General features: G+C 57.0%; 22 protein-coding genes and 2 pseudogenes. 14 read left to right on the top strand and 10 right to left on the bottom strand.

Features of this window, described 5'->3' with window-relative positions; translation table 11 throughout:
- Positions 1-131: 131 nt before the first annotated feature.
- A complete protein-coding gene (locus ACI3K0_RS22055; RefSeq protein ID WP_148148608.1) occupies positions 132-560 on the bottom strand; it encodes a helix-turn-helix transcriptional regulator in 429 nt (142 codons plus the stop codon).
- Between the two features lie 358 nt (positions 561-918).
- On the opposite strand from ACI3K0_RS22055, the gene ACI3K0_RS22050 reads away from it, so the two are divergent.
- The 7 genes from ACI3K0_RS22050 (at position 919) to ACI3K0_RS22020 (ending at position 8,735) form a co-directional block, all read left to right on the top strand.
- Positions 919-1,119, top strand: a complete 201-nt coding sequence (locus tag ACI3K0_RS22050; protein WP_206828260.1) for a hypothetical protein — start codon at positions 919-921, stop codon at positions 1,117-1,119.
- Positions 1,120-2,109: 990 nt separating this feature from the next.
- Positions 2,110-3,780: a bifunctional diguanylate cyclase/phosphodiesterase gene (locus ACI3K0_RS22045; protein ID WP_148148373.1), complete on the top strand. Its 1,671-nt coding sequence runs from the start codon at positions 2,110-2,112 to the stop codon at positions 3,778-3,780.
- 45 nt (positions 3,781-3,825) lie between these two features.
- Positions 3,826-4,302, top strand: coding sequence for a hypothetical protein (locus ACI3K0_RS22040; protein ID WP_206828259.1), 477 nt, complete (start codon positions 3,826-3,828; stop codon positions 4,300-4,302).
- Positions 4,303-4,370: 68 nt separating this feature from the next.
- Complete coding sequence (locus ACI3K0_RS22035) at positions 4,371-5,471, top strand: class I SAM-dependent methyltransferase (protein WP_404946263.1); 1,101 nt, start codon at positions 4,371-4,373, stop codon at positions 5,469-5,471.
- Positions 5,471-7,825 (top strand): SpoIIE family protein phosphatase, encoded by a 2,355-nt coding sequence (locus ACI3K0_RS22030; RefSeq protein ID WP_206828255.1) that lies wholly within the window; start codon positions 5,471-5,473, stop codon positions 7,823-7,825. Before ACI3K0_RS22035 ends, ACI3K0_RS22030 begins: the two co-directional genes overlap by 1 nt.
- A 3-nt stretch (positions 7,826-7,828) precedes the next feature.
- Positions 7,829-8,389, top strand: a complete 561-nt coding sequence (locus ACI3K0_RS22025) for a slr1658 superfamily regulator (protein ID WP_404946262.1) — start codon at positions 7,829-7,831, stop codon at positions 8,387-8,389.
- Positions 8,390-8,396: 7 nt separating this feature from the next.
- Complete coding sequence (locus ACI3K0_RS22020; RefSeq protein WP_206828253.1) at positions 8,397-8,735, top strand: slr1659 superfamily regulator; 339 nt, start codon at positions 8,397-8,399, stop codon at positions 8,733-8,735.
- 115 nt (positions 8,736-8,850) lie between these two features.
- Here the strand turns inward: ACI3K0_RS22020 and ACI3K0_RS22015 are convergent.
- Positions 8,851-9,377 (bottom strand): annotated as a pseudogene (locus ACI3K0_RS22015) (DNA polymerase ligase N-terminal domain-containing protein); the annotation flags it as partial.
- 6 nt (positions 9,378-9,383) lie between these two features.
- The gene (locus ACI3K0_RS22010) at positions 9,384-9,665 is read right to left on the bottom strand and encodes a hypothetical protein (protein WP_206828252.1); all 282 of its coding nucleotides are present in this window, start codon (positions 9,663-9,665) and stop codon (positions 9,384-9,386) included.
- A 249-nt stretch (positions 9,666-9,914) separates the two neighbouring features.
- Between ACI3K0_RS22010 and poxB the strand changes: the two genes are divergently transcribed.
- Complete coding sequence (gene poxB / locus ACI3K0_RS22005; protein ID WP_148148366.1) at positions 9,915-11,642, top strand: ubiquinone-dependent pyruvate dehydrogenase; 1,728 nt, start codon at positions 9,915-9,917, stop codon at positions 11,640-11,642.
- Between the two features lie 60 nt (positions 11,643-11,702).
- Entirely contained in the window at positions 11,703-11,954 is a 252-nt protein-coding gene (locus tag ACI3K0_RS22000) for a YMGG-like glycine zipper-containing protein (RefSeq protein ID WP_148148365.1), read from the top strand.
- Positions 11,955-12,029: 75 nt separating this feature from the next.
- Here ACI3K0_RS22000 and ACI3K0_RS21995 read toward each other — a convergent pair whose 3' ends face one another.
- Genes ACI3K0_RS21995 through coxB form a run of 5 tightly spaced genes read right to left on the bottom strand, consistent with a single transcriptional unit; the run spans position 12,030 to position 17,590 of the window.
- Complete coding sequence (locus ACI3K0_RS21995; protein ID WP_404946261.1) at positions 12,030-13,082, bottom strand: c-type cytochrome; 1,053 nt, start codon at positions 13,080-13,082, stop codon at positions 12,030-12,032.
- Positions 13,082-13,723: a cytochrome c oxidase assembly protein gene (locus ACI3K0_RS21990; protein WP_210349100.1), complete on the bottom strand. Its 642-nt coding sequence runs from the start codon at positions 13,721-13,723 to the stop codon at positions 13,082-13,084. The genes ACI3K0_RS21995 and ACI3K0_RS21990 overlap by 1 nt, the downstream gene beginning before the upstream one ends.
- Entirely contained in the window at positions 13,720-14,103 is a 384-nt protein-coding gene (locus ACI3K0_RS21985) for a hypothetical protein (protein WP_148148362.1), read from the bottom strand. Before ACI3K0_RS21985 ends, ACI3K0_RS21990 begins: the two co-directional genes overlap by 4 nt.
- Entirely contained in the window at positions 14,100-16,613 is a 2,514-nt protein-coding gene (gene ctaD / locus ACI3K0_RS21980) for a cytochrome c oxidase subunit I (RefSeq protein ID WP_404946260.1), read from the bottom strand. Before ctaD ends, ACI3K0_RS21985 begins: the two co-directional genes overlap by 4 nt.
- The gene (gene coxB / locus ACI3K0_RS21975; protein WP_404946259.1) at positions 16,613-17,590 is read right to left on the bottom strand and encodes a cytochrome c oxidase subunit II; all 978 of its coding nucleotides are present in this window, start codon (positions 17,588-17,590) and stop codon (positions 16,613-16,615) included. Before coxB ends, ctaD begins: the two co-directional genes overlap by 1 nt.
- A gap of 258 nt (positions 17,591-17,848) precedes the next feature.
- Here coxB and ACI3K0_RS21970 point away from each other — a divergent pair, with 258 nt between their 5' ends.
- From ACI3K0_RS21970 to ACI3K0_RS21955, 4 genes are all read left to right on the top strand, one after another.
- Positions 17,849-18,289: a DUF2231 domain-containing protein gene (locus ACI3K0_RS21970; protein WP_148148359.1), complete on the top strand. Its 441-nt coding sequence runs from the start codon at positions 17,849-17,851 to the stop codon at positions 18,287-18,289.
- Between the two features lies 1 nt (position 18,290).
- On the top strand, positions 18,291-19,841 hold the full coding sequence (locus ACI3K0_RS21965) for a sorbosone dehydrogenase family protein (protein ID WP_183687086.1): 1,551 nt from the start codon (positions 18,291-18,293) through the stop codon (positions 19,839-19,841).
- 596 nt (positions 19,842-20,437) lie between these two features.
- The gene (locus ACI3K0_RS21960; protein ID WP_404946272.1) at positions 20,438-20,638 is read left to right on the top strand and encodes a DUF2934 domain-containing protein; all 201 of its coding nucleotides are present in this window, start codon (positions 20,438-20,440) and stop codon (positions 20,636-20,638) included.
- Between the two features lie 127 nt (positions 20,639-20,765).
- Positions 20,766-21,062 (top strand): PRC-barrel domain-containing protein, encoded by a 297-nt coding sequence (locus tag ACI3K0_RS21955; RefSeq protein WP_404946258.1) that lies wholly within the window; start codon positions 20,766-20,768, stop codon positions 21,060-21,062.
- Between the two features lie 42 nt (positions 21,063-21,104).
- On the opposite strand, the pseudogene ACI3K0_RS21950 reads toward ACI3K0_RS21955, so the two are convergent.
- Both ACI3K0_RS21950 and ACI3K0_RS21945 read right to left on the bottom strand, forming a co-directional pair.
- Positions 21,105-21,592, bottom strand: a pseudogene (locus ACI3K0_RS21950) (MgtC/SapB family protein).
- Positions 21,593-21,890: 298 nt separating this feature from the next.
- A complete protein-coding gene (locus tag ACI3K0_RS21945; protein ID WP_148142989.1) occupies positions 21,891-22,892 on the bottom strand; it encodes a substrate-binding domain-containing protein in 1,002 nt (333 codons plus the stop codon).
- A gap of 195 nt (positions 22,893-23,087) precedes the next feature.
- On the opposite strand from ACI3K0_RS21945, the gene ACI3K0_RS21940 reads away from it, so the two are divergent.
- A complete protein-coding gene (locus ACI3K0_RS21940) occupies positions 23,088-24,113 on the top strand; it encodes an ABC transporter substrate-binding protein (protein WP_183687080.1) in 1,026 nt (341 codons plus the stop codon).
- The last annotated feature ends 74 nt before the right edge of the window (positions 24,114-24,187 follow it).

Raw genomic sequence — 24,187 nt, 5'->3', positions numbered from 1 at the left:
ATGTTCTGCTCAGTCGCGAGATATGCCGCACACAACAAGGCCTTGCGTGGCAAAGGCAGAGCACCTTTTCCGCGTTCGGTCAGCGTCACGGGGCCGAATGTAGTCAAATGCAGCACCAGATCGGCCTGTCGTTAAAGCTTCGGATCCTCCGCCGTGGGATCAGTCCCGACAGACGCGAGTGATTTAATGAGATGAACAACGCTCTGCCGGGTTCTTGGGTCACGCAAGCGAACGAAGGCTGCGTTTAATTCTACGCCTTCCCGGCTCGAGAGAAACCTCATCACCACGTCATCAGGCCGCGGATCGAATTGCGAATTTTCGTTCGAACCGACGGTATTCGTGAAGAAAAATCCCACCGGGACCTGCAGAATGGATGCGATCATCTGAAGCCGGCTTGCGCCGACACGATTGGTTCCCTTCTCATATTTTTGAACCTGCTGGAACGTAACTCCCAATCCTTCCGCAAGTTTTTCCTGCGACATGCGCAACACAAGTCTGCGAAGTTTAATCTTTCCACCGACATGCACGTCGATTGGATCCGGTCCCACTTTCTTAGTCATCGTCTTCCCCTCGACAATTCTGCCAGAATGATTGAAGCGGGTAATCGATGCAACCGGTCTTGGTTGTGCCAGATCAAAAATTTATTGGGTCTTTGTTTTTAGGTGCCTATCGGTAATGGAGGTGTTTTTCTGAACTGAGCTCGCGAAATTACGCAGCGGCGGCTTTGAAATCAGGCGAGCAGTTGACGTTCAGAATAGGAGGACGAGTTATCCTCATGTCTAGCGCCCAAAAGCATGTCACGCTTGTTTCACGCCACCACACCGTCAAATCGCGCTAGTCAGCTACGTAAGGGGCAGATGACCACGTCTATACCTCTCTCGAGCGACTATTTGAGAAACGACATTTAGGTGTTTTCATATGGAATATGAGCAGCGGCAGTCGAAAATGCGAAAGCTCGCCGCACTTAAGGTCCGCAAAGATAGCCAGAGAGATTTGCGGCTGGCGCTCAAACATCACTTTGCAGACACATCTGCACAAAGCGTTTGCGATGCACGTGATATTCGTGAACGCGAACTTGAGATAAAAGTCTTACCTCTCGACGGCCAAACGATGACCTGAAGTTCTCATCTATATTCTAGAGAACGGACTTGTTAGGTTGGAACCAATGGCTCGCTGACTGTAAAATCGGTAACATTTTCAGATAGTCTCGCCGAAAAGCTAAAGTGCGCCCTGCGTCCCGGCCATCAGGCATGGCATGGACCGAGGAGGGCAACACCAGATCCCCGGCAATCTTGAATATGTCGCGTCACGCCCATCAACCGGTGCACGATGGCCATGGCGGCGATGAGTACATCCGTTGCATTTGCCGCAATCGCGAATATGTAAAGGGGCCCATCGCGTCGCAGTTGTTTCATCGACAGACATGATGCGCTCAGCAAACTCCGGGTGAACTGGCTTATACATCTAAGCCTGGAAACAAGTGCCCTTCTCAATGTCACGCCTCTGTATGCTAAGTATCCCGCGCTCAAGCCCTAAAACTGCCACGGCGGAAAAATACAGATCTCGGGATCCCGGCGCGCCAATCAAGCGGTCACGTTCGGATCAGCTTTACCGTCGCCGACCTTACCAAGCTCAGAGACAACGTTTGTATCGAGCAAATATTTCAAGGGTCGTCCTGGCAATCGTAAAGCGAGCACCTCGAGTTGCCCGATCGGCATACGCGACTGGATTGGATAAATCGAAAATTAAAACTTACGTAGCCTTGCTGCGCGCCATCCGCGGCCTGCCGAATGATTTCGGCAAAGCGCATAGACTCAATCTCGAGGATGACCACCCGCTGGAAGCCAACAGAAAGCGTACTTTTTGTGTGGAAAGCGAACATAACACGGCTCAAAGACATTGAATTGATACAGCCCAACCGCGTCTCGCTCTAATGTCGCATCCGTCGTACTCGACGGCGAACTGGCGGCCGAGCTGAGGTCCGAGCCTTCAATATCCATTGCGATCAGCTTTATTGGTCGATTATTAAGTAGCTTACACTAATATAGATTTGGAGGTAGGCTGTGCGAAGGCACGTCCGTGAACGACGATGAGGGGGTACTCTCACAGATGAGCAATGCGCAATCCAGTTGGCAGCCTTCACCAGAAACCGTGAACAGTTGGACTGACAAGCTTGCGCTATTCAATCATCAATTCGAACTGATCGGCTTGACGAATGGAAGTCGGCCGACCCTTCGCGAAAGTGGCTCGTCGCTTTGGGATATCTATCCGGAACTGGATAGTGTCACCGTCTCGGCCCATCTCAAGACGAGGCCGGAGCAGCCGCTTCGCATCAGCCACGAGCTGGAAAACGGAGCAGTCCGCGAACTCACGTTTCACGCCATCGGGGAGTTTTATGGCGTTGTGCATACGTATCGGAGCGGGGACAGGGCGGAGCGCGCTGCCCTGCTGCATCAGGCAACTCATGATCCGCTGACCGGACTGCCGAACCGACGGCAGTTTGCGAGCGACCTTTTGGCGGCGTTGAAGGACCTGACCGCCGAAGGCAATACCGTCTGTCTAATGCAGTTAGATCTCGATGACTTCAAACCGGTGAATGACACCCTCGGGCATGCGGCGGGTGACAAGCTGCTCAAATTCGCTTCAAGCCGGATCAGGGACTGCCTTGCCGGCAGTGAGCGAGTTTACCGTTTGGCCGGCGACGAATTCGCGATCATATCCGTTGGCTCTGGTCATCGCCTTCGGAACAAAGAGGTTGGGGATGCGCTTGTTCAGGCCTTCAACCAATCCTTCACGATCGACGGTATTTCGGTGTTTGTTGGCCTGAGTGTCGGTATCTCGATTGCACCTGCGGATGGGGCCGATCCGGAAACCCTGATGAAAACCGCGGATGTAGCGCTTTACGCCGCCAAAAAGGCTGGACGCGGCCGCGCCAGCGTCTTCGACGCTTCTATGCTGCAGATCATCGAGCAGCGAGAACTGTTGCGCAGAAGCCTGCGGATTGCACTTGAGAAGGACCAGTTTATTCTGGAATACCAACCAATCGTGGAGCATGGTCGACTGTTCGGATTCGAGGCGCTGCTTCGATGGCAACATCCACTGCTCGGCTCAATCCCTCCCGCTGTTTTTATTCCGATGGCCGAGGCGGACGGTCTGATGAGTGATATCGGTCGATGGGTTCTGGAAAATGCTTGTCGCGAGGCATTGACGTGGCCTTCCGAGTGCATCGTCGCTGTCAATCTATCTCCCGCCGAATTCCTAGTCAGCGGCCTAACCGATCGGATTTCGCAGGTCTTGGATTCTGTCGGCCTGGCCTCCGATCGTCTTGAACTCGAGATTACCGAAAGCGTTCTGCTGGAGCAGACCGTCAACAACCTGGATACTCTTAACACGCTCAGCGTGCTCGGAATTAGGATAGCTCTCGACGATTTCGGTACGCAGTATTCCTCGTTGAGCTATCTGAAGAATTTTCCGTTCGACACACTGAAGATCGACAAATACTTCGTTTCAGATCTCGAAATCGACCCTAAGAGCCAAGCCATCGTCCGGTCCGTCGTAACTCTCGCACACGATCTGGGAATGGAGGTCGCCGCCGAAGGTGTCGAAACGTCCGAGCAGGCCGATTGGCTTCGCGGGCTGGGATGTGATCGTTTACAGGGGTATGCGGTCGGTAAGCCTTTGCCGGCCGCGTCGATAAAGGGCTTTATCCGGAGCTCGGAATCTCTGATTCAGGCACTCACCGGGCGCTCTGGTTCACCTGACCAGCAGGCACATCCATAGCCCTGATGAAATCGCATTCTTCCGGATCTATTTGTGGAGATGACCATGACAGGGCAATACGTTAGTCCGAAATCGGCAGAGTTTCAGGACATGGCGGCGTTGACATTGGATGCCGCTTTGTTCGCGTGCGAGTTTCGCCTCTGCGACACGATTGCGGAATATCTGGGGACTATAATCGGCCAATCGCACGAGGATCCCGCGCGCTATGCCAACTTCAGTTCCCTGCTTGCCAACGAGATTGTCGAACTAGCCTTTCGCTCAGTGGGCCCGAGAGGCCGGATCGATTTCAATCTGCTGAAAAGCGATGCATGTGTGCGTATGAAGGTCGGCTTTCCACTCGACAAGCATGGGCGCGATAGCTGGTCGGCTCCGGCCATTTCCTCTGGGTCTGAAGGTCAACAACCTGCCGGGAACCTCATAATGATGGGCCAGGCCCTCGGAGTGACACTGTCCTTCGATAGCAGCACCGATGATCGGGTGACGCTGATTGCAGAATTCATTCTGCAGGAGGGCATCCATTGAGCCGATCTCTCTTATCGTTCTCGGCAGAGTTCAACGACGTAAATCAGGAGATCCTGCTGAGCGGCAGAATGCGCCCTCAGACAGTTCAGGAAATGGCGAGTGCGGCAGAGGTCATCAGGCGCAATCTCGATGGCCACAGCAACACCGTCTATGTGAATACGCGTCGCCTCACCCACATCAACATGACCGCGTTCAATTGTATTGCGGAAATCCTGTCCAGTGCGTGCAAGGCAGACCGACAGCGCAAGATCGTCATCGTGACGTCGAGTGTCATTGCCTGGTCAGCGCCTCTCTTCAAGACTTTGGCATCCGATGAGCCCAACCTGCTGGTCGAAATCTATGATTCAGCCTTCTATCCGGGTCAGACGTTTGTGGAGGATGAAAGCTTCATTCCCATCCTTCGAACCCAGACAAAGATGACCTGGCGCCATGAGCGCGAGATTCTTGGCCGACATGGCCTTCGAGACGGCCTGGCCATCGCGGATATCTGTTGCGGGATCGGCGACTTCGCGACCCTGATCAAACGACATTTCAATCCGACGCGTCTCCTCGCATTAGACCACTCGAGGAAAAGCCTGGAATACGCAAGGCGGGTGGCGGCAGACTTCGGCCTGACATCCATCGAATACACCTACGGGGATGCCTCCCAGATGCTGCTGGCAGACAACCAGTTCGATTTCGTCACGTGCCGCCATTCCTTGCAGATTTTCGATCGGCCGGATGTTCTGCTGCGCGAGCTCTATCGGATATGCAAGCCGGGTGGCAGGGTCTACATCACCAACGAGAAGAACTCCCATTGCCTGGGTGAGCCGCATTCGGAATCGATCCGCTGGACCTATGATCAGGTCGCCAGGCTCTTCAGCCATTTCGATATGGACGTCGAGATGGGGCCGAAAAGCCGGCGCCTGCTCACCGATGCCGGCTTCGATGCCATTCAGGTAGAGACCTTCATGGTAACCAATCTTGACGGAGATCCGCGGGATTTCGCCAACATGATCGAAGCATGGGAAAACGTCTATGCCGGGCAGATGGCGGTACGGCGAGGTGACCCGCCGGATTTCATACGTAGGTTCAGGCAGGGGTTCAAGGATCACGTTCTCGCGGCTCTTCATCCCAAGGGCTACGCAGGATGGCCGATCTGGGCGGCGTCAGGGCGGAAACCATATTGATGGCGAATACACAGATCGGCAACCGACCGTGGGGATCTTTCCGGGCCAAGTTCATTCTTGTCGTCGGTGGCGCTGTTCTCTTCGATCTGCTTATCAGCGGCGGGCTCGCTCTATGGAATGTCCAGCGCCTGTCACGTGACGCTACCGAAGAGGTCGGCCACGGACTTGAACAGGCCAGCCTGGACTATATTCGCACCTACGCGAATTCTACTGCAGCCCAGGTCTCGCTGCTTCTCGGCCAGGTGAACAACGATGTCGGTGTTCTAGCAGGCGTTCTGCAGGAGCAGATCGACAATCCGAAAGGACAGGCGGAGATTGGATCTGCGATATCCGGCATTTCACCGGGGAGCGTCGGGCTTTCCTTCAATCCTGCCGGACAATGGGCCCAAAATGCGCCCGGCAGTCCGTCTGTTGTCAGCGCCTGGGGCTACCTGCTGGACAAGGATCATTCACCGCGGACCGACGTACAGACCGAAATTAGAGCGAGCGCCGTTCTCGACCTCATTGCGCCGAGCCTGCTGAAAAACGGCTCATCGAAACTCCAGATGTATTTCATTGGACCGAAAGATCGGCCGATCTTCCGCACGGCTCCCTATACGGAGCAGGCGCAAACCTTCGACCGGCTCTATCCCGGCCACAACGACGCCAATTTCTGGGACTTTTTCTTTCCGGGCCTTTACGAGGCCTGGCAAGGCTGGGCGGTTGGTCGCGGATCGCGACCCGTGCCCAATGAAATCACCCAGACCGCTCCGTACACCGACGCCATTACCGGCAAGCAGATCGTCAGCTTCTTTCATCCGCTTTGGAGCGCCGACAGGAAAAGCGTGGCCGGAACCGCCGGCGCCGACATCACCCTCGATCAGCTTGCCGGGATAGTCGAGAATGTAAAGGTCGCCGATAGTGGTTTCGGATTTCTGGCAATGTCCGACGGAAACGTCATCGCCATCAGCAAGGAGGGCGAAAGGACAATTGGCCTGCGGTCGGCAAGTGGCGGCAAGGGAACCGGCGTCACCGGCCTTGAGCGATCGCTCCGGGACAGTTCGCAGCCGGCAATCGCCCAACTGGCCGGCAATCATGATGACGGCATCAGGCATCTGCTCCTGGATCAGAACGGCGAGCCCGTGCCGTTCATGGTGATCATGAAGGAGCTTCCGCCGGTCAATCTCTGGGAACCGGGCAAGGTCAGGCAAGACGCGATGTCGCTTGGGATCGTCGTTCCTGAACGCGAGATCTATGCCTCCCTGTTTGCCGCGCAGACCAAGATCTTTGATGCGACAAACCGCATCGTTGTCTACCAGATTCTTGCGATCCTTCTGTCCCTGATGATCGTGACGATGGCGGTGCTGGCCGTGTCGAAGCGCATTACCGGCGGCATCAGCGCGCTTGCCGGCGCCGCACGACGCATCCAGGCGCAGGATTATTCGGTCCGTGTCCCGGTCTCCAGTCGCGACGAGGTCGGAGAAGCAAGCGAGGCCTTCAACCGGATGGCCGAGCAGATCAGCTACCACACCGACAATCTCGAACAGCTCGTGGAAGAGCGCACGGTCGAAATCGAAGGTGCGAAGGAAGAGATATCGGCGCTCAATGCGCTATTGGAGCGTGAAAACCGGCGGCTGGGCACGGAGTTGGCGGTCGCCGAGAGAATCCAGATGATGGTTTTGCCTCTCGCCTCGGAACTAGCCGCTTCAAAGGATTTGGAGATCGCGGCCTACATGAGTGCTGCCGACGAGGTGGGAGGCGACTACTACGACGTTCTCGAAGCAGACGGACGCTTCAAGATCGGCATCGGCGACGTGACCGGACACGGGCTCGAAAGCGGCGTTCTCATGCTGATGGTCCAGTCCGTCGCCAGAGCTCTGCAGGAGGCAGGTACAACCGATCCGGTCAAATTTCTGGTCGATCTCAATAGCGCCCTGTTCAAGAACATCGTGCGCACCAGGATCGACAAGCATCTAACCCTCGCCTTCCTTGATTATGACGGGAGCGATATGCTTATTTCGGGCCAGCACGAGGAGGTCATTGTTGTTCGCGCCAATGGTAATCTGGAACGAATAGCGACCATGGATCTCGGTCTTCCGATCGGGCTGGAATCCGACATCTCACCTTTCGTCGGCACCCGGAAGGTCCCGCTCGCGAAAGACGATATCATCATTCTCCACACCGACGGGGTGACGGAAGCCGAGAATGAAAAGGGCGAACTTTTTGGAATCGATCGCCTTTGCCAGGAAGCGGTGCGGCTGCACTTACAAAGTGCGGACCTCATAGTCGCCGGGATTATCGACAAGCTCATGGCCTATATAGGTCCCCACAAGATTCACGACGACATCACACTTCTCGTATTGCGGCACAGGTAGTCAATGTCAAAGACGATCTTGGGCATCTACGATCTTACCGAAGCGCGCTTCTTATCCGGGGCCAGCCTGACGCTCATCGACGGGCCGCTGGAGCTCGGATGGCGGCATTCGGGATTAACCTCGGACTTCATCGCCGATGCAATGGCTCTGCCGTTTTCCGCATCGAAAACGCTGCATGCCGATATCCATCACAGCATCGGATACCTGAGCAACGAACTGATCGAGAATGCGGTAAAATTTCGCCAGCCCGGCAAGATCATGATCGAGGCCTGTGTGATCGCGGGTGTTTTCCTAATGAGGGTGAGTAACGACATTGATATCGAGACTTCGCAGCGGTTTCAGGATATCCTGACGAAAATCCTCGCTGCTGATCCAAGCGAGCTTCTCATCGGGCAGATCGAGGCGAATGCAGCTTCCGACGCCACCGGTTCGGGGCTAGGTCTGTTGACGCTTCTGGCAGACTACGATGCGCGCATGTCGTGGGAATTCGAGCCCCTTGGCGGAGACCGCATCAAGCTTACGACGACCGCCTCGCTTACATTACCACTGGCTTCAAACGGGTGAGTTTCAGATGGAAATCAGGTACGAGAATTTTCGAATCTGGACAGAAGACGAAACCGTTTTTTTCGACGGCGTTTTGCGCCTGGCCGGGCCGGAGGCTTACGCTCCGATCTACTCGCTGGCCTCGGCGGCGCTTCACGAAAATAATGAGCGCGTGATATTCGATCTCACCGGTCTCGAATTCCTGAACTCTTCGGGCATCAATCTGCTCGCAAAACTCACGATAGAAGCGCGCACGTTGGCCGTCGTGCGACTGGTCGTGAAAGGTACGGCGCGTTACCCTTGGCAATCCAAGTCGCTTCCGAACCTCAAGAAGCTGTATCCTCAACTTGATCTGCAACTCGCCTGAACAAGCACCGCGGATTTCTTGATTCTAAAACCGACAGATGATCAGCTCAAGCCGACCTCATCGTTAACTCGTGATGAAGATCGAACCTTTGACGCACCTATCTGACATCGCCAAAGACGCGCATTTGGATGCGGTAGTCTTTGGACTTGATCTCGTGCAGCCAGCCGGAGCCGGATGGAGCCCGATCCTGGGATTTGCAGAGCTGCGGCGGCAAGAAGGCAGGCTGTGGGGACATGCTGGAGCGCCTACCTTGCTTCGACACAGAGTGGTTCCCGCTGCAGGGCGGCCTCGGTCGGGAGACGCCTTTCGGCTCCCAGTAACCGCGATCCCGTAGCATAACGGTACCGCCGCCATATTCGCCCTTCGGGATCGTGCCTTTAAAGTCACCGTAGTCTAGGGGTTGATCTTCCACCTCGACGGCCGGCCGCTTGTCAGCAGGGTCGAGAGACGGGCCCGGGTCACCGCGCAGGATTTAAAAACACCATCAAGTTCCAGGCGCAGATCATGATGCAATCCAGTGGCATCATGCTTCTGGATAACGACCCGAAGGAAGTTGGGCGGCCTAACCTCGAGATCGCCGGATGGCTCCTGGGTCTTCTTAAAATCGCGTTTCGCTTGATAGGCAGGAACCTTGTTGGGCATCACGTGTCACCTGCCAGTGCCACTATTCTCGATCGACTTCATATCCGATCTAACGATAAACCGGTCGACGAGCACCCTTACCGTCTCTTCCTGTCCGAACTCATCGATTACAGGGATAGGATCGGATGCAATGGCTTCCAGAACCTCAGGTCCGGCACCAGCTTGGGACGCATCGAGAAGAGCTTCACGCGTCTCCCTCTCGGATTTGAGCCCGAGGTAGAGCGCGTGAATTATCTGATCTCGTACCTCGAGATCAGCTTTGCAGTGTTCGTTTTTGTTCGGTGACACGCTCATGTCTGGACAAGGCGCTGGCTGACGTGAGGTTCCAATCGATCACGAAAAAATTCATCGACTGCGCTGCTAAGCCAGTGTGTGCAACAGCTGCAACGGTGCTCATGGGCATCTCATAAGTACAAAACCTTCGAAATCAGTTTCACAACGACACTGACGCTTTGCGCGAGGGTTGGAATGGGCACCATAGGGACTACTTGGGATAGTGGAGCCGCCATGAACCCATTTTTTCGAAGGAGTATCCTCATGAAATCCAAAGCCGCCGACGTAATGACCGAGATCCTGTACTCTGCCGGCGTAAAAAGGATTTATGGTGTTGTCGGCGATAGCCTGAATGGGCTGACAGAATCCTTGCGCAAACGAGGTGATATCGAGTGGGTTCATACTCGCCACGAAGAGACTGCAGCCTTTGCCGCTGGCGCGGAAGCTCATATCACCGGCGAACTCGCTGTTTGCGCGGGTAGCTGCGGTCCGGGCAACCTGCATCTGATCAACGGGTTGTTTGACTGCCACCGGTCGGGTGTCCCCGTTCTGGCGATCGCAGCACAGATACCGTCGGGGGAAATCGGCAGAGGCTATTTCCAGGAAACGCATCCAGATCAGCTCTTTCGGGAGTGCAGCCATTATTGCGAGCTCGTCAGCCAACCCGAGCAGTTGCCTGGGGTCATGGAGGCTGCCATTCGGGCGGCAGTTGGCAAACGCGGCGTTTCGGTGATCGTTATACCCGGCGATATCGCCCTTGCCGATTTTTCCACGAAAATCTCCTCTCCGGCAGCTCTGAAAGTGGCCTTGCCCAGCGTGGTCCCGGCCGGTGATCAGGTCAACGCCTTGATAGCGCTGCTTAGCGAAAGTTCAAAAATCACTCTCCTTTGCGGTCGTGGCTGCCAAGGCGCGCATGACGAGGTCGTAGCAATAGCCTCGCGCCTCAAGGCACCAATCGTCCATGCGCTTGGTGGCAAAGAGCATATAGAATGGGATAACCCGTATGACGTGGGCATGACCGGCCTGATCGGGTTTTCGTCCGGCTATAAGGCGATGCTCGAATGTGACACGCTGATCATGCTCGGGACCGACTTCCCTTACAGACAATTTTATCCGGCCGATGCAAAGGTCGTGCAAATCGACGTCCGGCCCGAAAACCTCGGCCGACGAACACCGCTCGACCTGGCGATCGTCGGTGACGTCAAGTCGACGCTTAGCGCAATACTTCCAAAGCTTAGAGAGCAGACGGACACAAAACACCTCGATCGCTGCCTTGCAGCCTACGAGAAAGCGCGTGAAGGTCTGGATGACCTCGCGACCGGCAAAGCCGGAGGGACAATTCATCCGCAACATGTTGCGAGGCTGCTGAGCGAACAGGCATCGGACGACGCGATCTTCACCTTTGACGTCGGAACGCCCACGGTCTGGGCCGCACGATATCTCAAAATGAACGGAAAGCGACGCCTGATTGGATCGCTTGTTCATGGCTCTATGGCTAACGCTTTACCGCAGGCGATTGGAGCGCAGGCTGCCGATAAAGACAGGCAGGTCATCAGCATGTCCGGCGACGGCGGCTTCACCATGCTGATGGGTGATTTTCTGACGCTGAAACAGGAAAATCTTCCCGTGAAGGTTATCGTCTTCAATAACTCGTCTCTGGGTTTCGTTGCCATGGAGATGAAGGCGGCAGGATATATCGAGACGGGAACCGATCTTGAAAACCCAGACTTTGCAGCGGTCGCGCGTGCCGCCGGCATTCATGCTGTCCGTGTCGAGGATCCCGCTGAACTGGAACGCGGCATTGAAGCTGTTCTACGCCATCCAGGCCCAGCGCTTCTGGATGTTGTCACAAATCCGCAAGAGCTATCCATTCCTCCGAAAATCAAGGCGGCACAGGTAATGGGCATGAGCCTTTGGGCGGCCAAGGCGGTGATGAGTGGTCGAGGAGACGAACTGATCGATGTTGCAAGATCCAACTTCTTCTCTCGCTAAAGATGGGCGGAACGCATCACACCTCGCGGCGTTTTGCTGTTTGTACACAAGGAGGCTTCAATGCATAAAATCATCATTCCGCTGTTGGCGGCGTTGGCTTTGACCGCATGCTCTTCGACAGAACGTGGCGCCGGCATCGGTGCTGCGAGTGGTGCCGTCATAGGTGGTGTTGCTACGGGCAATGTCAGAGGTGCAGCCGTTGGTGCGGCTGTCGGCGGCGTATCCGGCGCGTTGATCGGCAATGTCGCAGACCAGCCAGGGCGTTGCTACTATCGCGATCGAAACGGTAACAGGTATGTGGATCGCTGCTGATGCTTTGTGAGGGGTAGGATAGTCTCCTACCCCATCCACCGTTATCCATTCCAATTTTGCTACTTATCTCTCATACTATCTGGCGCTGAAGTAGGCTGCTACAGCTGAAATATCATCGGCCGTGAGTTCCTTGGCAAACCCGGTCATCAGATGGTGGTATTGAGAGCCACCGCGCCCACCGGATCGAAATAAGGCCAACTGATTTTGCAGATAGGCTGAGTTTTGACCGGACAATTTTGGGTAGGCCGGATTCGCATCTGCTTTATCATGGCAACTCAGGCACGCCGGGATCTTGTCGGCATAACGTCCCTGCTCCGCGAGTGCCCTACCCTTCTCGACCAAAATGGGATCATGAACAGCACCGGCACGAGCCGCTGGAGCCTCCTTGGCATAGTAGGCAGCCAGTTCTGGCAGGCTCTCAACGGACAATGTACCGACCGCCACCTGCATAATGCCACTTGGGCGCGTCTTTCCGGCATAAGCTTTGAGCGCGTTCAAAAGGTAGGCTTCCGACTGGCCGGCCAGCCGCGGAACGAGGCTGCCGTCATTGAGTTTGCTTTCCGCGTGGCAGCTTTCGCAAGTGATCGGCAAAGGCGAGACCTCGCCTGCATGACCTAACCCATGCAGGCCGGATGCCTGGAGATAGGCCTCCGCGTCCATATCCGGCAGTTTGCGAAGCAACGCCACAATCGACCAGACCTCGTCGTCTCGCGACTGGATGGGCCATGCCGGCATGCCAGTAAAACGGACACCGTGCTTGACGATCTCGAACAGTTCGGCATCTGTCCATCCAGGTACCACGGCCGTCAGGTCCGGCGGTGGGGGCAACATAGCGAGCACTGAATCCGGCCGCGGTTGAGCCGGCGAACCGTGACAAACGGCACATCCCGTCTCGTAATGGCCGGCGGCACCCGGGACAAGCCCAGGATCGTTGAGCGGCGGCACGTCGCCGGTTGTAACCGCTCTGGCCGAGACCGAATTGCGCATCACCCAATGCAGGAACCAGTCGGTGACGGCCCAATGGCCGCTTGAGGCGCGCACGCTCAACAGGCCGGACCAACCGACGGCGAGGCCGAGCAGGGGCGCGAGGATGGCGAGCACGATCAGGTGTTTCGAGCGAATGGTCATCAGCCTCTCCTGCGCGATGCTTGCGGACTGCCGGAATTGAGCATCGTGGCCAGAAGCGAGACGCCGCCAACGAGATAGATCGCTGCTCCGACCAGCAACATGATGACCCCGCCTGCCTGCTGATCGACGATCGGGGTGAGCGGGATACCGAAACAGCTCACATCGCCTGAGCCATAAAGTGCCCGCGGCGACAGCGCCAGCAATGCGCCGAGCAGCGTCATGTGCATGGAGGTGAATAGGAGGCCGATGGCTCCGGCCATGCGTCGACCGTCCCTGCCCGCTTCAAGCCCACCGAGACAGGATAGCCAAAGTGCCAGACCTGCCACGAGAAAAGTAATCTGCTCAAGTGCGGCGATGAATGGTGAGCTTTCCGAAACTGCCCGAAGGGCGGGGATATGCCAGACCCAGACAGCGGCGAGTTCCAATATTGAAGCAACGATCGGCGAAAACCACGGCCAGCGTGCTGGGAAATCGAAGCGCGTGCCCGAGAGGCTGATGGCGACCAGTGGGGCCACACCAGCAACCACGCCCATATGGGCGATCATGTGGATGGTGAACGAGGCTCGGTCGGCGAAGGGTAGCAACAACCCCCAAAGCGCTACGAGCAGGATCAAACCGGTATAGAGCGAAGCGCGTTTCATCGCTGGCACTCCGCGATGAAAATCAGAGGAATAGCGGCGTAGACGACGGCGACAAAGCTGAGGCCCGAAAGAAGCAGCGTCGCATAGCCCTGAAACAGGGTACGGCCTTTTTTCGTCGGTTCGTCATGTGGTGGATCATGCACGCCGAAGCCCCATTGCCGCCAGGCGAGCCAGGCGGAAAGCACAATGACTGCCAATGCGAGGATGGTGAGGCCTGCCAGAAGCAGCCTTACCGTCTCGAAGCCGAAATCGAGGGATGAGGCTTTGGCGCAATAGACGGCAACGGTCGTATAACAGCCAACGAAGTGCACTGCCCAGACGGTCGGAGCGGTAAACAGGGTCCAGAGGCTTTCCACCTCGCGCGGGATGACGCTCTTCATGCGCTCACCATCGGGAAAAGGCCGAGCACCGCGAAGGCGACGACGGCGGTAAAGGCCATGAAATGCCAGTAGAGCGTCACATTGCGGATATCCTGATCATAGACCGCAGTTACGCGGCCGGTAAGGCTGCCGACAAGGCAATAGGCCTGCATGATTACCCCGACCGCCCCATGGGCGACGGTCCAGATGGCGATGATCCAGACGGTGGCAGGATAGACGTTGGAGGTCGGATCCATGCCGTGGAAATAGGGACCGGCAAGCCCTGCGAGACAGGCTGCGATGGTGACGAGCATGCCGGCGGCGAGCGCGATGCGGCAACCAGCAGGTCCCTTCTCGTTCAGCTGCCTTGCCGCGATGGTAAGGAGCCATGCGACGACGAAGAGGGCGAGCGCCGCCATAGGCCAAGATACGCCTGGGCCTACTGCACCGGAGGTAAAATCAACATGCACCGTCCAGTAGAAGAAATAGCCGAAGATCAGGCTGGCAAAGGCGGTGCCGTCGCCGACCATGGTGATGAACATCGCCCACCAGCCGACCGAAGCTGGTCCCGAGACATAGACCGGCAGTTTCAGTCCAAGGCCGACATCCACCTCTTCCGCTTCTGGGATCTGCGCCGTCCCCGTCCAGAGCCAGACCATGATCGCGATGAAGGTTATGATGGCGCAGATGATGGTTGGGATCCACCAGTGGAAGGTCAGCGCGATGAATACGCCGCCGAGTGCCAGGGCGGCCACCATCGGCACGTAGGAGAGGCCGCCGACGCGCAGGCATTGGATCGGCTTGGCATCAAGCACGGAAGTCACAAGCGTCTCGCGCTTGCCCGACTTCGCGTCCGGGAGATAGTAGCGTCCCGCTTCAATATCGGCCTGAAGGTTCGGCTGTTCCCATAGCGGATAGCGGCTGGTGATGATCGGCACCGAACGCATACCCCAACTTTCACTTGGATCATTGGTCCATTCCAACGTGCCGGCGTTCCAGGGGTTGAGATTGCGCTCCATGGTCTCGGGCTTCGGCCGAAAAATATCGATCACGAAGGTCATGACCCCAGCAGCAAAGACGAAAGCGCCAATCGTCGAGATCATGTTGAACAGGTCCCAGCCGACCTCTTCCGGATACGTGAAGACGCGGCGTGGCATGCCGCGTAACCCGGAAAAATGCATCGGGAAGAAGCCTACATTGAAGCCTACGAACATCAGCCAGAAGGCCGTTTTGCCCCAGGTAGCTGAAAGCTTCTTTCCGGTGACGAAGGGGAAATAATAGTAGATGCCAGCGACGATCGGGAAGAACATCCCGCCAATGATCACGTAATGCAGGTGCGCAACAATGAAATAGGTGTCATGTGCCTGCCAATCGAAGGGTACGAGCGCCACCATAACGCCGGTCAGGCCGCCGATGGTAAAGATCGCCAGACCGCCTGCCCCGAACAGCATCGGCACGGAAAAGATCACGCGGCCCGCCAGCATGGTGGCGATGAAGACGAAAATCTGCACCCCGGTCGGGATCGCCACGGCCTCGGATGCAGCAGAAAAGAAGGCGAGCGATATCTGCGGCAGGCCGGTGGTGAACATGTGATGCACCCATAGGCCGAAGCTTAGGAAACCTGTGCCGACCGCCGCAAGCACGATCCACGAATAGCCGACGATCGGCCGTTGCGAGAAGGTCGGCACGATCATCGCCATCAGCGCAATGGCCGGCAGAAAGATGATGTAGACCTCCGGGTGACCAAAGATCCAGAACAGGTGCTGCCATAAGAGTGGATCGCCCCCGCGCGCGACATCGAAGAACGGCCAGTCGAACATCCGCTCCATTTCGAACAGAATGTCCCCGGCAATCAGCGGCGGGAAGGCAAAGAGGATCATGCCGGCGACGATCAGGAGATACCAGGCGAACATCGGCATCATGTTGATGCGCATGCCCGGAGCACGGCATTTCATGATGCCGACGATGATCTCGACGGCGGCAGCAATCGAGGCCACTTCAATGAAGGACAGGCCGAGCAGCCAGATATCGGCGCCGATGCCGGCATAATCCTTGTCGGTAGCGAGCGGCGGGTACATGAACCAGCCGGCATTGGGTGCCGCATTGAAGAAGATCGATCCGCAGACAAAAATGCCTCCGAGCAGAAAGCTCCAGTAGCCGAAGGCGGAAAGACGCGGGAACGGCAGTTCGCGTGCGCCCAGCATGGATGGCAGTAGGAAGATCGCGATCGCCTCGAAGATCGGCACCGCGAAGAGGAACATCATCACCGTGCCGTGCAGGGTAAAGGCCTGGTTGAACAGCTCGGAGGAGATCAGATCGTTGTTCGGCACTGCGAGCTGAGCGCGCATCAACAGGCCCAGCAGTCCGGCAAACAACATGAAGGCGAAGGCGGTGACGCCGTACCAGAGGCCGATCTCGCTATTGTTGACCGAGGTCCAATAACGCCAGCCGCCCGGCGTCTTCCACACCTTGCGCAACCGCTCCTCCTGCGCCGCCCTCTCCTCGGGCGAAAAATTGCCGAGCTCCACCATCACTTGAGCTCCTTCAAGAAGACCGCGATTGTCTTGATGTCGTCTTCGGGAAGCATGCCGAAATGCGGCATCTTCACACCCGGCTTGATCACGCCTGGATAAGCGACGAAGCGGGCGATGTCCTCGACAGTGTGGGGCAGTGTTCCGGCTGCAAGCGTCGATCGTTCTCCGAATGCGGTGAGATCTGGACCGATACGACCATTCGCGGCCGTGCCGGAAATAGCGTGACAGGCCCCGCAGCCATTGTTGAGGAAGACCGCAAGCCCTTCGGTATCCTGGGGGCTGGAGGCCCTTCGCTCGGCAAGCCAGGCTTCATGCTCATCGGGTGCCACCGCACGCACGGTGAAAGCCATCAGCGCATGGGACTCGCCGCAGAATTCTGCACAGACGCCGCGGTAAGTGCCTTCGCGGTCGGCCGTCAGCGTCAGCGGATTGGTGCGACCGGGGATCATGTCCATCTTTCCGCCGAGCGACGGCACCCAGAAGGAATGGATCACGTCCGCCGCCTTTAGCGAGAAATGCGCCGGTTGGCCAACGGGGATACGCACCTCATTGGCCGTCTCGAACATCGTTTTGCCCGCCTCGTCGAAATAGCGCACCCGCCACCAGAACTGTTCGCCGGTGACTTCGATGCGCCGCACCTGCTGATCGTCAGGCACCCATGGCCGGATCGCCGGCATGAGCCACATGCCGTAAGAGAGGAGCGCGCAGAGGATGATTGTCGGGATGACTGCCCCGCCCCAAAGGATTACCCGACCGGCGCTTTCCTCACTGTGCTCCCGCTTTTTCCGAGAGGCGTAGATGATGGAAGCGACAAGCCCTAGCCAGATGACTACGGCGCCGACCAGCATGAGGAAGAAAAGCTGCGCGATGTTTGCAGCCTCCGGGCCGGCGGGGTCGAGTGCGGAGTGATTCCCGGAGCAGGATGGGAGCGGGAGGACGAGCAGTGCGACGAGGCCGGGACAGAGCCGCGACAAATGCCTTTGCGACGGTATCGGTTGGAATAGGCCTGTCACCCCGCCATCTGGCATTCAGAACCGCCCCTCTGTATCTGAACATTCGATGCGAAACGGTGGCGGAACCTCATTGTTCCAAGTAACTGTCATTTTCCTGCTCGTCTGTCCTTGGCGACATCAGTCGTGAGCCGATGGAGTTCGGGACCGTACCTATACGGGAACAATTCACGCCGTGATGCGGTTGATTGACACAAGCTCACCTGTGCCACGGAGTGACAGATGGCCGTCCTTTCCTCGCCAAACCGCGATTCCGCGGCATACCCTTTGCAGTCGCTCTTTGTCCCTTTCCCCCTCGTCTGCTTCACGCTCACGCTAGGAGCAGACATCGCCTACTGGCAAAGCGGTGGTAACCTGATCTGGTTGACTTTCGCCTCATGGCTTCTGTTTGCCGGACTTTTTTTTGGGGCAATCGGCCTTCTGGCGGGCGTAGTCGACATTCTCCGGCGGCGCACAAGGCCCCTTCGCCCCGGCTTCATGGCCATTCTGCTTTACATTGCGATCCTGTTGCTCGCCTTCGTCAACAGCTTCGTTCATGCCCGTGACGGCTGGACGGCCGTCATTCCGTTTGGCTTTGCGATCTCGACGGCAACATTCGTGCTCACCGTTTTCGCTGCCGTCACGTCAGCAAGAAAATACGCAAGACTGGCCTGGAGGGTCTGAGATGAAATCGTTCTTTCCTGGCGTGTCCGTCCTTGCTTTAACCGCCTGCCTCGCAGGCATTGCAATGGCGCAAACTGCGGCAGTCGATGCGTCCCAGCAGATCGGGCCTGACCCGGTCCTGCCGGAACCGCAGCAGGAATTGCTGCCGGACCTCAAGGTGGCCAAGGTTATCGGCTGGAAGGATGGCGAAACGCCGTTAGTTCCGGAAGGCCTCAAGGTGACAGCCTACGCCAAAGACCTCGCCAACCCACGCACGGTTCACACGCTGCCGAATGGCGATGTGCTGGTTGTGCAGTCTAAGGCGCCGGAGGGAAAGCCGCTCAGTCGTCCAAAGGATTTCATCCGCGGCTGGATCATGGCGATGGCTTCCGGCGGTGGCGGCGAGCAGAAGGAAACCAACCTCATCACCCTGCTGCGCGATAGCAATCGCGATGGAGCGGTAGACGAACGTCATGATCTTCTGACCGGCGTCGATTCTCCCTTTGGCCTCGCATGGGCCGACAACACGCTCTATGTGGCGTCCGCCAGCGCCGTTCTCGTCTATCCTTATGAACTCGGCCAGAACCAGATCAGCGAAGCGCCGAAAACTCTGACCCCACTTCCCGGTGGTCCGTTGAACCATCACTGGACCAAGGATATGGCGCTGAGCCCGGATGGTCGCATGCTCTATGTCTCCGTCGGTTCGAATTCGAATGTCGCCGAAAACGGGCTTGAGGCAGAAAAGGGCCGGGCCGCAATCTGGCAGGTCGACCGACAGACGGGTGCCGCACGCGTCTTCGCCTCCGGCCTGCGCAATCCGAACGGGCTGACATTCCATCCGCAAACCGGCGAACTCTGGACAGTGGTCAACGAGCGGGACGAGCTCGGCCCCAACCTTGTGCCGGACTATATGACATCGGTTAAGGATGGCGGCTTTTATGGCTGGCCATGGAGCTACTATGGCGATCACGTGGATCCGCGCGTTTATCCCCCACGTCCCGACATGGTCGAAAAAGCAATCAAGCCTGACTATGCGCTGTCGAGCCATGTGGCCGCGCTCGGCATGGCCTTCACCGAAGGCTCGGCCATGCCGCAAGCCTATGCAAACGGAGCGTTTGTCGGCAACCGTGGCAGCTGGAACCGCGACAACTTCAACGGCTATAAAGTCGTCTACATTCCGTTTGAGAACGGCAAGCCATCGGGCAAGACGCAGGATGTCGTCACAGGTTTCATCAATGGCGAGCAGGCTCGCGGTCGTCCCGTCGGCCTGGGTGTCGATGGCACCGGCGCGCTGCTCGTGGCCGATGACGCAGGTAATACCGTCTGGCGTGTCGCGTCTTCGGACGGAACCGTCATTCCGCAAACGAGAGGGACTGACGTTGTCCCTACGAACGTTCAAGGCTCCACAAAATTGAGGACCGATCGCATTACTGATACGGCTTCGGCGATCGAAACTAATACAGGTACGCCGCAGACATCGCAGGAGCGACTGACGGGACAGGAGGCGATGTCCGGCGCACCTGAAAAACTGCGCCCCGCCCAGATGCAGATCGCGCCTGCGACAGGGCCATAGCGGCCGGTCAGATGTGGAGCTCATTGCTGCTCATACTTCAGAGCTCAAGGGTAGCACACGCGGATTTTCGTTCTGGCGGTGGGTCGGTATTGTCGAATCGTTGAAGCCCCATCGCAGCCCATGATCGTAGCCCGGCGCGCACTACTCCATCCGCGCCGCCCCGCAGACCAGAGCGGAACACTTTCCAGTCTACTAGGTTTACTCCTCCTCAATGGGAGGAAATGAAATGACGGATCGGAAGGTCGTTGAAAATGCGACGGATGCGCGTCAGGGGCGGACAGGAAAACCTGTGTTGATCGTGCTATGTGTTGGCCTTTGCCTCGCAGCGGTCGCTTGGGTTGGTGCTGAGTTTTGGGGGGAAGCAACCGATGCTCCCACCGAGCAGACTGCTACACCGCCCGCCGGTGACACCACTCCAAAATCCGCGGCAAGCCCGAGCGAGACCTCGACGCCCACCTTGGTCGATCGGACGCCGCATGCCGAAAGCGGCACTGGCGGATCTTCACAAAGCAACGCGCCCTCCGGAAATACCACTAAACCATAAAGGACAAGCGTCGGCTCGAGGCGGCTAGGGAGGGTACCGGACATTGATCGGAATGATTCAATCGCACAAGTTTAATCCTATCGATGACCTAGCGGATATCTATGGCGGAAAGACAGGGTGGATCGCCAGACGGGCATATGAGATTTGGGAGCAAGCTGGTCGTCCGGACGGACAGGACAAAAAGCATTGGCAGCACGCCAGCGCGACATCATGCCCGCTTTGCGTGAAGCCGCGTCCCGGCAACCTGGACTAGACGAATTGCGGCATGACCCGATTTGATTCAAAAGGATTTTTTTGTAATGACCATCGCAAATAGCCCAGGAACAAACCAGCGAATTCGTGGTTCTTTCCCCGCAAACAAAACGCACGGAGGAAACGACATGGACCACACCAATCACGTTCGCCTGAACCCAGCGGAACTGACACCAGCTGTTCTCGAAGGTGCAACCATATATGGCGCGGACGACCATAAGGTCGGAAAGGTCGACCATATCCATGGGACAGGTCCCGGCAGTTCTGCAGTCATTGATGTCGGCGGTTTCCTTGGGATCGGCGCAAAACCTGTCGCTGTTCCGCTGACGGATCTTCAGTTCATGCGCGATCAGGATGGCGACGTCCATGCCGTGACTGCATGGACGACGGATCAGCTCAAAGAAATGCCTGAGCATCATCACTGACTGACATCCACATGCAGGCCCGGCTCCAAAGCCGGGCTTTTTCTACATTCTTTCCCAAGTGCAAAATTTCGCTCGGTCGGTCCTGCCGCCTTCGCTTTCGGAAGACTTGAAATTAGCCCTAATTATCAAAGTGGCAAATGTCGTGACCGATAGAACAATAGCAGTATCGAAGGCACCGAGCCCGACAGGGGCGCCAATTGCGCCGGTAGCCCGTAAACTCGCAACAGCCGCTGTCCCTCGGGTTCGCTTTTCCGACCAGGATCGCGCCACCGGCGATAAACCCGACACCTTTGACAAGTCCCTCGACTATGCGCGCAGTTGCCTCAGCGTTACCGGCCGTCACCGTCTCAGCCACTTGAATGAAGCCACAGGCCGCGATCGCCACCAGTGGAATGTTCACAAACCTGCACCTCGTTCCTCACGCGTTCGATCCCAACCGATAGGCAGAGCGAGCGGATGAGCAAAAACCAGTGCCGCAGATGAGGCATAGAATCGAGTTCTAGCCTGTGGCCCTGAACCGAAACGATCATTGCAATCCATCTCTGTAACAAAGCGACCGACTCCGCGGGTCGCAGATGTTGTAAGCGTACGATCAATCAGAAATGTTCATAAAAGTGGCTCGACTATAGTGAGGAGCCCCCGCATGGCTATCGAGAAGTTTGGGCCGGAGGATTGAAGGACAGCAATGGGCATGTCGATACAAAGCGAAGCTATTCGGAAAGGATAACGCATTCGAGACGAACTAATATCGTTGATCTTCACGCAGTTTGCTTGATTTTGGTTTTTAGGTATGCGGATAATTTAGCTGTGCGGTTGAAGGACAATTCTCTAACCACCGCGCACAGACCCGCGCCAGACCAGTTCCGGGGAAATCTGGGAAGCAATGCTATCCGTTTTGGCTGGATGCGTAAGCCACGAGACCGCCTCCTTCGCTATTTGGTCGACGGGTTGTGCGAATGTCGTCAGATCATAAGACGACCATGAGCACTGCTCGATGTAATCGAAACCAATTACACAAATGTCGTCAGGCACAGTGAGTTTAAACTGGTGACGGGCGGTATCCATAACACCGCAGGCAAGAAGATCGTTGGCGCAGAAGATCGCATCCGGGCGCGCTTCTCGCGTGAGAAGGCGTTGCGCCAGAATAACGCCGCTCTGATAACGGGTCGGACCGAAACGCTCTACGATGACCTCAACGCCGGCTTCGATCGCGGCAGCAACAAACCCTTCCTCACGAGCCATTAGACTTGGTGTTCCGACATCAGAATTCGCGAAGGCAACACGGCGACACCCGGCCCGCTGAAACGCGATAAATGCGCGGTGTGCGGCCTCCCGGTCATTTAGATTGATCATCAGCGCCCCTTCGCGCTCCTCGTCGCGATTGATAAGCACAAGCCGCTGACCGCTTTTCACACAAAGGTCGGTGATCGATTTGTCCGGCATTCCGGAGAGAATGATGGACGCATCGGCGCGATAGCTGATCGCCAGCCTGAGCGCATCATCGACGCTTTTATCGGAACGATCCGTGTTGATCAGCATGGCGATCTTGGAGACGGCTTGCAATTGATGGGAAATCGCCCGAATGAGGCTTGATCGATAAGGCGTGTCCATCTCAGAGACGATGAGACAGACAAGGCCACTTTCGTTGCGCATCAGCCCTCGAGCGAGGTGATTGACGTGATAGCCCAAGGCCTCCGCAGCCTCCATCACACGTCGCCGCGTTTCCTCCGAAACACTCGCTCCAGGCGTGAACGTGCGCGAGACGGCCGAACGCGACACGCCGGCACGATCCGCCACTTCCTTGGCGCTCACGAAGATCTTCTGGTTCACGTCTGCTTTCTCCCGCAAATTTTTCTGCCTCTTTTTGCAATCGAGTGCAACAATTTCGTGACGCATGGCGCGTATTAAAGCGCATTTTATGCAGTATTTCTTATTGACAATCCACAGATATGCGTGGAACCATTGCACACGCTTGCAAGAGCGGGATGATGTGGAGGCGTCATCTAGAAATCTGGGAGGATTATTATGCGTCTTGCTTTGATGGCATCGGTCGCGGCTGCCGGCCTTTTGATGAATGCACCGGCATCGAAGGCTGCCGGAGACCTCAATCTCATATGTTCCGCCGATGTGGTGATCTGCGAAATGATGCAGCAGATGTTCGAAAAGGACACCGGCATCAAGGTCAACATGGTGCGCCTGTCGTCTGGCGAAACCTATGCGAAGGTCCGCGCCGAGGCCCGCAACCCGAAAACCGACATCTGGTGGGCCGGCACCGGCGACCCGCATCTTCAGGCCGCGTCGGAAGGACTGTCGCAGGAATACAAGTCGCCGCATCTCGATGAACTGCAGGACTGGGCAAAGAAGCAGGCGGAAAGCTCCGGCTACAAGACCGTCGGCGTTTATGCCGGTGCGCTCGGCTGGGGTTACAACACCGATCTCTTCAAGCAGAAGAACTACAAGGAGCCCAAATGCTGGGCCGACCTTCTCGACCCTTCGCTGAAGGGCGAGATCCAGATGGCCAACCCGAATTCCTCCGGCACGGCCTACACGGCGCTCGCATCGCTCGTGCAGATTATGGGCGAGGACAAGGCGTTCGATTACCTGAAACAGCTCAATGCCAATGTCTCGCAATACACGAAATCCGGCTCTGCACCGGTGAAGGCGGCAGCCCGCGGAGAAACCGGTCTCGGCATCGTATTCATGCATGATGCAGTGGCCCAGACGGTCGAGGGCTTTCCGGTCAAGTCGATTGCGCCCTGCGAGGGGACCGGCTACGAGATCGGTTCCATGTCGATCATCAAGGGTGCACGCAATCTGGACAATGCCAAAAAGTGGTATGACTGGGCGCTGACGGCGCAGGTGCAATCTCACATGAAGGACGCAAAATCCTTCCAGCTTCCGTCCAACAAGACGGCCGAGGTCCCGAAGGAATCGCCGCGCTTCGAAGACATCAAGCTGATCGATTACGACTTCAAGACCTATGGCGATCCGACCGAGCGCAAAAAGCTGCTCGAACGCTGGGACAAGGAAATCGGCGCCAACGCCAACTGATCCCATTTGTCTCTGCCGCGCTTCGGCTGAAAGGGGCGCGGCATGATCGACTTGTCCTTTGATGAGGTCGCATC

Source organism: Rhizobium sp. ZW T2_16 (assembly GCF_044987325.1).
Lineage (GTDB): Bacteria > Pseudomonadota > Alphaproteobacteria > Rhizobiales > Rhizobiaceae > Neorhizobium > Neorhizobium cellulosilyticum.
This window is presented reverse-complemented; position numbering and strand designations above follow the sequence as displayed.